This window comes from Sphingobium sp. RS1 (assembly GCF_056156825.1).
Window position 1 is genome coordinate 2322637 of sequence record NZ_JBLZXE010000002.1, and the last position, 11885, is coordinate 2334521.

Genomic DNA, 11885 nt, shown 5'->3' on the forward strand with positions numbered 1-11885 from the left:
GGTGTCAGGCCGGCGCGGCCATCGCCAGCAACTTCAGCATCGCCGGCCGGCCAATTGCGAATGCACGATCATGGCTGGCGCGGGCGGTGCGCGATATACGGATGGTGACCGATTTTTATTCCTTCTCCGGCCGATATTTTATTCAAATCACAAAAATTCATAATGATATGAAATATTCTTTCCTTATCAGAAGTTTTTGATAATCTTCCCGTGCAACAACAGGGGAATGATGATGGCGGATTATACTTCCAACTATTATTATACAGTCACATATGATTCCGCATCCGGCACGATGACGATCAGCGGAGCGGCTCAAAACTTCGGCACACCCACAGTCAATGTGACCGATGGTGAAACGGACAACACGTTCGAAGCCGGCGACAATATCACTTATTCGGATGGCACGCCGACGGATTCCTATGTCGGCCATTTTGACGGGGGATTTCTGACAACCGATAGTGGCGGCAATTATTATTTCAACACGATGAATAATACATATCCGGCCGGCACCTATGCGATCGACAATGGCCCGATGCCGGTCTGCTTCCAGCGTGGCACCCGCCTGCTGCTTGCCGATGGCAACGAAAAGGCGGTCGAGGATCTGGTTGCGGGCGACATGCTGACAACGCTGGACGGCACGGCCGAACCGGTCCTGTGGGTCGGTTGCACCACCGTGCCGCGTGCGCGTGGCGGTTTCATGCCCGAACATCTGCCGATCCGCATCCGTGCCGGCGCGCTGGACGGCCGCCTGCCGACCCGCGACCTGGTGGTATCGCCCGGCCATGCCATCGGCTTTGGCGACGTGATGATCCCCGCCCGCACCCTGGTCAACGGCCAGTCGATCGTCATCGATTTCGCCGAAACCCAGGTGCAATATTGGCATGTCCGCCTGGCGCGCCACACGATGCTGATTTCCGAAGGCGTCGCGTCGGAAAGCTTCAAGCATCATCCCAAATATAAGAGCTTCGACCAGGCGGCGGATTATGCCGCACGCTTCCCCGAAGACATCCACATGACCGTGGACCAGGCCGAAGCGGCCTATCCCGACTGCCTGCCGCGCGTCCGCCGTGGTCCCCGCGCCGGCCCGATCAAGGCCGCGATCGTCGCGCGCCTGACCAACGCCGCCCACGAACCGGCCTGACACAAAGGCCGCCGCCGGCGACATGTCGGCGGCGGCACCCTGTAGCCCGCGTCCTGGCGCGACCTTTGCCGGCGGCACCGGGGACGATACCCCCTGTCCCTTGGGGCATGTCTTGATCGAGATTATGGACAGCGCCGTATCCTGAACATATCAGGAACATATGGCGCAACTCTCCACCCGTCAAAAGCTTGAAATATTGGCCGACGCGGCCAAATATGATGCCTCCTGCGCCTCGTCCGGCACGGCCAAGCGCGACAGCCGCGACGGCAAGGGGATCGGATCGACCGAAGGGATGGGCATATGCCATGCCTATGCGCCGGACGGCCGTTGCATATCCCTCCTCAAGATCCTGCTGACCAACAGCTGCATTTTCGACTGCCATTATTGCATCAACCGCCGGTCGAGCGATGTGCGCCGTGCGCGCTTCACCGCGCAGGAGGTGGTGGCGCTGACGCTCAACTTCTATCGCCGCAACTATATCGAGGGACTGTTCCTGTCGTCCGGGATCATCCGATCGTCCGATTATACGATGGAGCAGATGGTCGAGGTCGCCCGGTCGCTGCGCGAGGACCATGATTTTCGCGGCTATATCCATTTGAAGACCATTCCCGATGCCGATCCGGACTTGCTGCGGCTGGCCGGGCTCCATGCGGATCGGCTGTCGATCAATGTCGAATTGCCCACCGAAACGGGCCTGCTACGGCTGGCGCCAGAAAAGGACGGCAAGCGGATCGAGGGGGCGATGGGGCATTTGCGGGGCGAGATCGAGGACGGGCATGATGCGCGGCGCAAATATAAGAGCGCGCCGCGTTTTGCGCCTGCCGGCCAGTCGACCCAGATGATCGTGGGCGCGGACGCCGCCGACGACCGGGCGATCATCGAAAAGGCGAGCAACCTTTATGACCGGCACAAATTGCGCCGCGTCTATTATAGCGCCTTTTCCCCCATCCCCTCGCCCAGCGCGGTGCTGCCGTTAAGGCGCCCCCCGTTGATGCGGGAACATCGACTGTACCAGTCGGACTGGATGATCCGTTTCTATGGCTATGATGCCGGGGAGATTGCGGCGGCGACCGACAGGACGACGGGTTGCCTGCCGCTGGATATCGATCCCAAGCTCGCTTGGGCGCTCAACCATCGCGCCGCCTTCCCCGTCGACGTCAATCGCGCCCCGCGCGAGGCCTTGCTACGGGTGCCGGGACTGGGCGTGAAGGCGGTGGACCGCATCGTGGCGAGCCGGCGCCATCGCCGGTTGCGGCTGGAGGATGTCGCGCGGCTGACCACGTCCATCCGCAAATTGCGCCCCTTCCTGGTGACGGCGGACTGGCGGCCGGTGGCGCTGACCGACCGCGCCGATCTGCGCGCCAGCCTGGCGCCGCCTGCGCGGCAGCTCGATTTATTCGCATAATTGCCGTTCCGGCTGGTCATTTTGGGTTGATTGCGCGCACGACACATGAAATTCTGTTGCCAGGGTCACAAAAGGAGAATGAGGTCTTGGCGACCGCAATCGGCAATCGCGCGCAGGGTAAGAGTTTCGCCAAGCGCATCAGTTCGCACCTTGCCGCCGCCCTGGTCGTCTTCTGCCTTGCGCAGATCTTCATCGTCGCCAAGATGGGCGGCTCGCTGGTCCTGCACCTTGGCATCATCGTCGCCATTGGCGGCTATGGCGTCGCCGCGCGCGGACTGGAGCGGCGCTGGCAGATGCTGGAGCAAGGCGGCCTGCCGCAGGACGGCATGGCACTGCGGTTCCGCCGGGATGTGGTACAGCTCTGGGGCGCCAGCATCATCGGCGCGCTGCTGTGGATTCCGGTCGCGATCATCTTCCGCTTCCTGTTCGGCTAATCCTTCGGAGCCAATTGCCGCGACCGTCGTTGTCCTTCCTCGAACGAGGAGGAACATCCATGGCCGACGCCACCATTTTCGACCGTCTGAAGCAGGATCACGACGCCCATCGCCAGTTGTTCGCCAAGATGGCGGAGGCCGAGCGCGAGAAGGACGAAGAGCGGCTGGAAAAGCTGTTCGAGCAGTTCACGGTCGAAGTGACCGCCCATGCGGCGGCCGAGGAAGAGTCGCTTTATGCCACCATGCTGGCGCAACCGGACCTGCGCGAGGATGCGCAGCACAGCGTGTCCGAGCACAAGGAAATCGACGATTATCTGGAAGAGCTGTCCGAACTGAAATTCAATGGCGAAGCCTGGCGGAAAAAGTTCGCCGAGATGAAGAAACGCTACCTCCACCATATCGAGGAGGAGGAAGAAGAGATGTTCCCCGACGCCGCCAAGCAACTGTCGGCGGCCGAGGAAGAGCGGCTGGGCAAGCTGTTCGCCAAGCGCAAGCCCGCCGAACTGGAGCGGGCACAGGCCGAGGATTGAGGACCAGTCCACCGCTCGAAACGAGCGGATCATGGTACGACAGGCGCACATGTACCGCATCGCACTGACCGCGCCGGACGATTTTGACGGCTGGCGGGCGGCGGCACGGCGGCTGGCGCTGGTGGGCGTCGATCCGGCCGATATCGTGTGGCAGGTTGGTGAGCAGAGCGCCGACCTGTTCGGCGACACGCCGCTGCCGCCTGAGCAGCCCGATGCGGGCTTTTCCGTGCCGCGCGCCTTTGTCGATCTGGCCGAGAAGGCAATCCTGCATTGCGAGCCAGAACGCTTCGCCTTGCTCTATGCGCTGCTGTGCCGGCTGCGCGCGCGACCGGGGCTGATGGAGGACAAGGCCGATCCGTTGCTGCGCCGGGTGGACGTGCTGGCCAAGGCGGTGCGGCGCGACATCCACAAGATGCGCGCCTTCGTGCGCTTTCGCGAAATGGCGGATGAAGAGGGCGCGCGCTTCGTCGCCTGGTTCGAGCCGGAGCATCATATCGTGCGTGCCAATGCGGGCTTCTTCATGCGCCGTTTCGCATCGATGCGCTGGTCGATCCTGACGCCGGAGATCAGCATTCACTGGGATGGCGCCGCGTTGACGCAAAGCCCCGGTGCGCAGCGAAGCGACGCGCCGGATGGCGATCCGGTGGAGGCCCTGTGGAAAGGCTATTACAGCGCAATCTTCAACCCCGCCCGGCTCAAGACCGGAGCGATGCTGTCGGAAATGCCGAAAAAATACTGGCGCAACCTGCCCGAGGCGGCGCTGATCCCGGACCTGATCGCCGGGGCGCAGGCGCGTGAGGCGGCGATGATCGCGACCGCGCCGCTGCCGGAAAAAGCGCCGAAGCGGCGGGGTGATGTCGCGACCGTCTGGGCGACGATCCGCGATGAGGCAAGGGGCTGCACCCGCTGCCCGCTGCACCGGGACGCAACGCAGATGGTGTTCGGCGAAGGCCCACTGGACGCGCCGCTGATGTTCATCGGCGAGCAGCCGGGCGATCAGGAGGATCTGGCCGGACGTCCCTTTGTCGGGCCGGCGGGGCAGTTGCTGGATCGGGCGTTGGCGCAGGCCGGGGTGGACCGGTCCCGCGCCTATGTCACCAATGCGGTCAAGCATTTCAAATTCGAGCGGCAGGGCAAGCGCCGCCTGCACCAGTCGCCCGACGCCGGCGAGATCGAGGCGTGCCGCTGGTGGCTGGGGCAGGAAATCGACCTCATTCGGCCGCGCATCATCGTCGCGCTGGGCGCCAGCGCGGCGCGGGCGATGCTGGGCAAGGCGGTGACGATCAGCCGCGCGCGCGGCGCCGCGATCGCACTGGCGGATGGCGCGGAAGCATGGGTGACGGTGCATCCCAGCTATTTGCTGCGGCTACCCGATCCGCACCGCCAGGCGGAAGAGCAGGCGCGTTTCGTGGCTGACCTGAAAGTCGTGGCCGAACGGGTCAATGCGCTGGTCGCCTGACTGACGGCGGTCGATCAGCGAAACACCCATTGCCGGTTCAACCCGAACATCACCGCCGGCGTGACGAAAAGCATGGCGGGTATGGGCGACCATTCCGGCCAGCCCATATGGGTGACACACAGGAATACCCAGAGCGCGTTGAGCGCATAGCTGACCAGCGAGACGATGATGAATTTCGCGCCGCGCGCCGCATGGTTCGCCTCCCCGCCATGGCCGCGGAAGGTGAAGAGGCTGTGGCTGACATAGCCGATCGCGACGGCGGCGAGATAGCCAATGAAATTGGCGGCCTGCGGATGGAGGCCGACGAGCGCGGCAAGGCTCCAGTAGATCGCCGCCTGGCAGGCGGTGACGAACAGGCCGGTCACGCCATAGCGGACGATCTGCCAGAAGAGCGCGCCATGCTCTGCATAAAGTCGTGACAGATATTTCATGGCATGCCCCGTTGCGCTTTGATGCGGAGCGTCTAATCCACCGCCATGACCTTGCCTAGCCGCGATAGCCTGCGCGCCCGCGCCCTGCACTGGGTGCCGATCCTGACCGCCTATGCGCAGCGGCACTGGAAATGGCTGACCTTCCTGATCTGGATCGTCATTGCGGTCACGATGCTCGTCACGCGCTGGCCCGCAATTCACTGGCTGGTGCTGAGCGATACCGACGACAATATCCGCTATGTGCAGGTGAAGGACTGGCTGGCTGGGCAGGGCTGGTACGATCTGCGCCAATATCGGCTCGATCCGCCGGGCGGCGCCAATATCCACTGGTCGCGGCTGGTCGATATCCCGATCGCGGGGCTGATCCTCTTCTTCCGCGCCTTCCTCGATCAGGGGCTGGCCGATCGGCTGGCCTGCGGCATCGCGCCGCTGCTGCCGCTCTTGCTGCTGATGCTCAGCCTGGGCTTTATCGGGCGGCGGCTGGCCGGGCCGCATGGCTGGTTGCTGGCGGTGCTGGCGCCGCTCGCCGCGCAAATGGGGCTGGGCATGTATGCGCCGATGCGGATCGACCATCATGGCTGGCAACTGGCGCTGGCGGTGACGATGCTGGCCGGGGTGATCGACGAAAACCGGCTGCGCGGCGGGTTGATGGCCGGGATCAGCAGCGCGCTGTCGGTGGCCATCGGCATGGAGATGATCGTCTATCTGGCGGCGGGCGGCGGATTGATCGCGCTGCGCTGGGTATTCCGGCCGGGCGCGGAGCGGCGCATGCTGCCCTATGGCCTCAGCCTCGCGGGGGCGACGTCGCTCTGTTATCTGCTGTTCGCCAGCTATGCCAACCGGGCCATGGTGTGCGATGCCATATCGCCCATCTGGGTGTCGGTATTCGGCGCGGCGGGCGCCGGCATGGTGATCCTGTCGATCGCGCCGCTGCGGACATGGCCCGTGCGATTGGTGGCCGGCGCGGTCGTGGGCGGCGCGGTGGCGGTCTTCTTCTACATGAACTGGCCGCAATGCCTGACCCCCTATCAGATTTCGCCCGAACTCCAGCGGCTGTGGCTCGCCAACATCCGGGAGGCCAAGCCGATCACGGCGCAGGCGCAATCCATGGTCGTGCCGTTGCTGGCGGTGCCGGTGGCGGGGCTGATCGGCCTGCTCTGGGCCTTGTGGGATGCACGGCGCGACACGGAACGGCTCTGGGCCTGGGCAACGGTCGGCGCGATGATGGTCTTTTCCACCGCCCTGCTCTTCTGGCAGCTACGTGCCGGGCCGGCGGCGCAGTTGCTGGCAATCCCGCCTGCCGCCTGGGCCGCGCATCGGCTGGTCGCCGCTATCGTCACCGGTACGCGGCGGGTGCGGATCGCAGCCGGGGCAGGCATAGCGCTGCTAGTGGCGATCGCCTGCGCCTATCCGCTCTATCCGCAGGTCGTGAAGCTCTACCAGCAGGCGACCGGCACGACGCCCCGCCCCTGGCGCCCCTCCGCCGTCGCGCGCACCGAATCGATCAAGAAGGCCAATGGCCGCTGTCGCACGCTGCCCGCGCTGGAAGTGCTGGACCAGTTGCCGCCCGCGACCATCTTTACCATGGTCGATCTTGGCCCGCGCCTGATCGCGACGACCCATCATAGCGCAGTCGCCGGTCCCTATCATCGGAACGGCGCGACCATCCTCGACATGCACCATGCCTATGACGGGCCGGCGGGTGGCTTCCGCGCCATCGCGGCGAAGCATCATGCCACCTATCTGCTGGTCTGCCCCTGGTTCCCCGAAGGCACCATCTACCAGTCGCGCAGCCCGCGCGGCTTCTATGCCGGGCTGATGCGGGGCACGATTCCGAACTGGCTGGTGCCGGTGGAACTGAAGACGGGCATGACGCTGCCCTATCAGCTTTACAGAATCGATTATTCAGCGCCGGGCGGCAAAAAAGTCGCGAAGCAACGCTGAGGCTTCGGCTTCGGCAAGACCGCCATAGACTTCGGGGCGGTGCAGGCATTGCGGCTGGGCGAAGAGGCGCGGCCCTTGCTCGATTGCGCCGCCCTTGGGGTCGCCCACGGCATAATAAAGGCGGGCGATGCGGGCGTGGGATATGGCGCCCGCACACATCGGGCAGGGTTCCAGCGTCACCCACAGGTCGCAGCCGGTCAGGCGAAAGTCGCCCAGATGGACGGCGGCCGCGCGCATCGCGACGATTTCGGCATGGGCGGTGGGATCATTGTCGCGGCGGTTGCGATTCTCGCCCTCGCCGATGATGGCGCCATCCTTCGTCACGACGGCGCCGATCGGCACTTCACCCGCCGCTTCTGCCGCATGGGCGAGATCGAGCGCACGGCGCATCGGCGCAGGCAAGGGAAAGGGCGGAGCCATCGGCCCCGCCCGATACAGGATTGTCCGCCCGGAAAGAAGTTGGGGCCGGAAGAAAGTTGGAGCTGGAAGAAAGTTAGGGCTTCTTCACGTCAACCGTGGGCACGTCGACCGTTTCCTTGCGGGTGCCGACTTCCACCTTGGCGACGTTCGCCTCATATTTGGGCAGCGCCCCTTCCTTCACCGCGATTTCGGGCAGGCGCCCATCCTGCGTCTTTTGCAGATCGATGAAGCCGGTCGCGATGCCGCCGGCGAGAACGAGCAATATAATGACCAGTAAGCCACCAATGATTCGCATGTCGGCCTCCTTTGCGTTAACGGGCTTTCAACGCGCATCCCCGCAAAAGGGTTGCGATACGGCCGAATGAAGCCATGCGCCGGGTTGACGGGATGAACGAATCCCGTTATCGGCGCGGCTTTCCGAACGAACCCGAATTTCAAAGGTTGATTGACTATGTCGCGCATTTGCGAGCTGACCGGTAAGGGTCGCCAGGTGGGTCACAATGTTTCCCACGCCAATAACAAGACCAAGCGCGTGTTCCTGCCGAACCTGCAGAACGTGTCGCTGATCTCCGAAGCGCTGGAAACCACCGTGAAGCTGCGCGTGTCGACCCATGGTCTGCGTTCGGTCGAGCATAATGGCGGCCTGGACAACTGGCTGGTCAAGACCAGCGACGACAAGCTGTCGCTGAAGGCACGTCGCCTGAAGCGCGACATCGTCAAGAAGAAGGCTGCCGTCGCAGCCTGATTCTCTCGATTCGTTTCGGCATAAGAAGCGGCCCCTAACCGGGCCGCTTTTTTGCGTTGTGCGATAGGGGATGACGGGGTTGCCGGCCTTTGGCCAGCGTCCATGACTGGCCCGGCGCAGAAGGCGATGTGGGAATGCGGAACGGTTGCAGTCCTAAAAACCGTTCCGCACCCCAAACTCCTGGCTCAAGAGGATATCGGACAGGAGGTTGACCAGATGACGGGGCGGATCGCGCAGACCCGCCCCCGCCTAACCGATAAAGATCAGAATTTCGCGACGACGCCCGCCATCGGGCGGATCGAGCGGAAATTGCCCATCGTGTCGGCCTGCACGCGCAGCCGGATATTGCTGCTCTGGGCTGAACCGCCCATGTCGGCGGGCGACAGTTCGACGCCTGCGCCATAGGTGGTGCCATGGAAGTCAGGGCTGTCGGGGCCGAGCGCGTCGAAATTGACCCACTTATACCCGACCTTGCCGAAGATCAGGCTGTCCTTGCCCGCCTTGATCCCGGCGCGGCCCGCCACGCCATATTCCCAGTCGATATCGCCCGACACGCCCTTGGACGCGGTGCCTTCTACGCCGACGACGACCGGGCCGGCGACATTATAGTTCACGCCGGCGACGCCTTCGACCATGCGGCCCTTATAGCCGACGGGCGGGATGCCTTCCTTGCCGGTTTCGCTGTCGAAATTATGCACGCCGCCCATCACGCCGACATAGGGTTCGATACGGCGGGTGGAGGAACCGGCATCATCCTGGGCCATCGCGGCGGCGGGCAACAGGCATGCGGCAGCGGCTGCCGAAAAAAGCAGTGTCTTCATGGGTATGACCCTTTTTCTATCGTGGATTTTATGCGGCGGTTTGGACCCGCCGGGCCGATGCGAGCGCTCAAAGCGGCTGCTGTCGACAGGGGAGATAATGGCCGGCCGGGGCGGAAGGTTTCCTGAACAGATCATAAAAGCGCGGCAAAAGGCGATTATGTGACGGAAAGAACACGCTTTCTGTCAGCCCGATGAACGAAAGGGGCTTTTTCTGAACCTGCGATAAACGCTGGTGCATAAAGGATAATCCATTCACAACCAATTCAAGCGGACTGCGTTACGCCTGACAGAAGATGGAGATGAGGAGAAAGGCGATGACGGGCATCCGACATCGGTTTCTGGCTGTGATCGGGCTGGCGGGTGCGCTGGCACTGGGCGGTTGCGCCTATGACGACGGTTATGGCTATGGCGGCGTCAATGTTGGCACCGGCTATTATGGCGGCGGTGGCTATTATGGCGACGGCTATTATGGGCCGTCGGGCTATTATCAGCCCGGCCTCTACAGCGGCTGGTACGACAATTATTATTATCCGGGCAGCGGCTACTATGTCTACGATCGGGGCGGTCGACGTCACCGGTGGAATGATGGCCAGCGCCGTTATTGGGAAGGGCGCCGGGGCGACCGCCGCGACGATGACCGCTGGCGCGATCGGGACCGCGACGGCAACTGGCGCGACCGCGACGGCAACTGGCGGGATCGCGATGGCCGGCCGGGCAACTGGACCCGTCCGCCACGACCGCCGCAAGACACGACTACCCCCGATGGCAACAGGCCCGACCGCAACTGGGGCCGGGATCGCACGCCGGGCCAGGGCGGAAACCGCTGGCGCGGCAATGACGGCACCGGAAATGGGGGGCGCCCGACGCCCCAGCCCGGCTTGCGCCAGCCGCAGGTGCAGCAACCCCGGCCCAGCCGGCCGCAAATGAACCAGCCGCGCCCGCAGCGCAGTTGGGGCGGCGGCATGCGATCGGGTGGTGGACGCGAACCGGCAGCGCGGGTACGCCCTAACTGATGCGGGTATCGACGAAGACCATGTTTCTGCTGCCCCTCCTGCTCGTCGCGGCCTGCGACGGGCGGGAGGAGAGCGCGATCGACAATCTGGCCAATGGCGCCAATGCGGCGCAACTGGGCAATAATGTCCGGGCCGAGGCGATGGCCCTGATGGAACCGTTGAACCCGCCGGAGCCGGGCACGCCCGGCGGCCTGCCGGTCGATCCCGAACCGATTGTCGAAGGATCGATCACGCCCGACAGCGCGCAGGGCGCGGCGCAGGTGGTGCAGGGCTATTATGGCCTGCTGGAAGAGAAGCGCTTCGTCGATGCGCAGGATCTGTGGGATCAGAGCGGCGCGATCGGATCGCAGGATGAAGCGCATTTCGCGGCGCGCTTCCGTGGCTTCAGCGAGATTCACGCCAATATCGGCGCGCCGTCCGATCCGGAGGGCGCTGCCGGGTCAATCTATGTCACGGTGCCGGTGCAGGTCTACGGCCGCATCGCCGCCAACGGCAAGCCTTGGCATGTGCTGCGGCAGGTGCAACTGCGCCGGGTGGACGACATAGAAGGATCGACGGCGGAGCAGCGGCGCTGGCATATCGAATCGATCGGCGCCTATGTTCCCCCGGCACATATGCCCGGCGCAGATAATGGCGCAGAGGCGGGCCATGCCATTTCCATGACGGACGGCATGGCGAAAAAGCCCTGACGCCGGAAGCAGCCAGCGACTGACATGAAAAAAGGCGCCCGATCGTATGATCGGGCGCCTTTTGCCATCCGTTTGGCCCGTTCCTTAGAGCATGCTGCGTTAAATTCGACGCGGATCGCATGCTCTAAGTTTTGTTGTCGCATCGTTTTAAGCGGAAAACCGGTCCCCACTTTTCCGCACGATGCTCTAGAGCAGCTTGCGATCCGATTGCACCGGCGCGGCTGCTCTAAGTTTTTGGTTTGCCGCGCTTTCCGAGTCAGCAGATGATTCCATCTGCTTAGAAAGCGCTTTAAGCGACGGTTGCCTTGAGGATCTTGCCCGGCGTGCGCGGCGGCTCGCCCTTGGGCAGGGCGTCGACATGCTCCATGCCCGACGTCACTTCGCCCCAGACGGTGTACTGGCCGTCGAGGAAGGTGGCGTCGTCGAAGCAGATGAAGAACTGGCTGTTGGCGCTGTTCGGGTTGGACGAACGGGCCATCGAGCAGACGCCACGGACATGGCGTTCACGGCTGAATTCCGCCTTCAGGTCGGGCTTGTTGGGATGGCCGCCCATGCCGGTGCCGGTCGGGTCGCCGCCCTGCGCCATGAAGCCGGCGATGACGCGGTGGAACACGACGCCGTCATAAAAGCCTTCCTTGGCATTTTCCACGATGCGCGCGACATGGCCGGGGGCGAGGTCGGGACGCAGTTTGATGACGACGTCGCCGCCGCTGTCGAGGGTGAATGTAAGCGTTTCGTCGGCCATGAGGCTTCCTCTCGGTGTTGAAGGAGTGATGCCCCCATATAGAGGCTTCAAAAGGGGATGGAAGTTTCTTGTGAGTAAGGGTCGTAACCGGCCAGACCCCCATTGCAA

The 11885-nt window shown here is 63.7% G+C and carries 14 protein-coding genes; 9 read left to right on the forward strand and 5 right to left on the reverse strand.

Going from position 1 to position 11885, the window contains the following annotated elements; translation table 11 throughout:
• Positions 1 to 232: 232 nt before the first annotated feature.
• The 5 genes from ACNHGR_RS13000 to ACNHGR_RS13020 all read left to right on the forward strand — a co-directional run bounded on the left by ACNHGR_RS13000 (position 233) and on the right by ACNHGR_RS13020 (position 4969).
• On the forward strand, positions 233 to 1141 hold the full coding sequence (locus ACNHGR_RS13000) for a Hint domain-containing protein (RefSeq protein WP_475286602.1): 909 nt from the start codon (positions 233 to 235) through the stop codon (positions 1139 to 1141).
• Positions 1142 to 1301: 160 nt separating this feature from the next.
• A complete protein-coding gene (locus ACNHGR_RS13005; protein ID WP_475286604.1) occupies positions 1302 to 2546 on the forward strand; it encodes a putative DNA modification/repair radical SAM protein in 1245 nt (414 codons plus the stop codon).
• Positions 2547 to 2632: 86 nt separating this feature from the next.
• Positions 2633 to 2980, forward strand: a complete 348-nt coding sequence (locus ACNHGR_RS13010; protein WP_475286606.1) for a hypothetical protein — start codon at positions 2633 to 2635, stop codon at positions 2978 to 2980.
• 59 nt (positions 2981 to 3039) lie between these two features.
• Complete coding sequence (locus tag ACNHGR_RS13015; RefSeq protein ID WP_184267897.1) at positions 3040 to 3510, forward strand: hemerythrin domain-containing protein; 471 nt, start codon at positions 3040 to 3042, stop codon at positions 3508 to 3510.
• 49 nt (positions 3511 to 3559) lie between these two features.
• On the forward strand, positions 3560 to 4969 hold the full coding sequence (locus tag ACNHGR_RS13020) for a UdgX family uracil-DNA binding protein (protein ID WP_475288419.1): 1410 nt from the start codon (positions 3560 to 3562) through the stop codon (positions 4967 to 4969).
• A gap of 14 nt (positions 4970 to 4983) precedes the next feature.
• On the opposite strand, the gene ACNHGR_RS13025 is transcribed toward ACNHGR_RS13020, so the two are convergent.
• On the reverse strand, positions 4984 to 5400 hold the full coding sequence (locus tag ACNHGR_RS13025) for a GtrA family protein (protein ID WP_184267899.1): 417 nt from the start codon (positions 5398 to 5400) through the stop codon (positions 4984 to 4986).
• Between the two features lie 45 nt (positions 5401 to 5445).
• Here ACNHGR_RS13025 and ACNHGR_RS13030 point away from each other — a divergent pair, with 45 nt between their 5' ends.
• The gene (locus ACNHGR_RS13030) at positions 5446 to 7344 is read left to right on the forward strand and encodes a hypothetical protein (RefSeq protein ID WP_475286608.1); all 1899 of its coding nucleotides are present in this window, start codon (positions 5446 to 5448) and stop codon (positions 7342 to 7344) included.
• On the opposite strand, the gene ACNHGR_RS13035 is transcribed toward ACNHGR_RS13030, so the two are convergent.
• Positions 7306 to 7764 (reverse strand): nucleoside deaminase, encoded by a 459-nt coding sequence (locus tag ACNHGR_RS13035; RefSeq protein WP_184267903.1) that lies wholly within the window; start codon positions 7762 to 7764, stop codon positions 7306 to 7308. The genes ACNHGR_RS13030 and ACNHGR_RS13035 overlap by 39 nt on opposite strands.
• A 73-nt stretch (positions 7765 to 7837) precedes the next feature.
• Positions 7838 to 8059 (reverse strand): hypothetical protein, encoded by a 222-nt coding sequence (locus ACNHGR_RS13040; RefSeq protein ID WP_184267905.1) that lies wholly within the window; start codon positions 8057 to 8059, stop codon positions 7838 to 7840.
• 156 nt (positions 8060 to 8215) lie between these two features.
• Here ACNHGR_RS13040 and rpmB point away from each other — a divergent pair, with 156 nt between their 5' ends.
• The gene (gene rpmB, locus ACNHGR_RS13045) at positions 8216 to 8509 is read left to right on the forward strand and encodes a 50S ribosomal protein L28 (protein ID WP_184267907.1); all 294 of its coding nucleotides are present in this window, start codon (positions 8216 to 8218) and stop codon (positions 8507 to 8509) included.
• Between the two features lie 263 nt (positions 8510 to 8772).
• Here rpmB and ACNHGR_RS13050 read toward each other — a convergent pair whose 3' ends face one another.
• Complete coding sequence (locus ACNHGR_RS13050; protein WP_184267909.1) at positions 8773 to 9330, reverse strand: opacity protein; 558 nt, start codon at positions 9328 to 9330, stop codon at positions 8773 to 8775.
• A 314-nt stretch (positions 9331 to 9644) separates the two neighbouring features.
• On the opposite strand from ACNHGR_RS13050, the gene ACNHGR_RS13055 reads away from it, so the two are divergent.
• Together ACNHGR_RS13055 and ACNHGR_RS13060 are read left to right on the forward strand one after the other, a co-directional pair.
• The gene (locus ACNHGR_RS13055; protein WP_475286611.1) at positions 9645 to 10343 is read left to right on the forward strand and encodes a peptidase; all 699 of its coding nucleotides are present in this window, start codon (positions 9645 to 9647) and stop codon (positions 10341 to 10343) included.
• 20 nt (positions 10344 to 10363) lie between these two features.
• Positions 10364 to 11032, forward strand: a complete 669-nt coding sequence (locus tag ACNHGR_RS13060; protein WP_475286613.1) for a hypothetical protein — start codon at positions 10364 to 10366, stop codon at positions 11030 to 11032.
• Between the two features lie 289 nt (positions 11033 to 11321).
• Here ACNHGR_RS13060 and ACNHGR_RS13065 read toward each other — a convergent pair whose 3' ends face one another.
• Positions 11322 to 11777, reverse strand: a complete 456-nt coding sequence (locus ACNHGR_RS13065) for a peptidylprolyl isomerase (protein WP_184267915.1) — start codon at positions 11775 to 11777, stop codon at positions 11322 to 11324.
• Positions 11778 to 11885 lie beyond the last annotated feature (108 nt).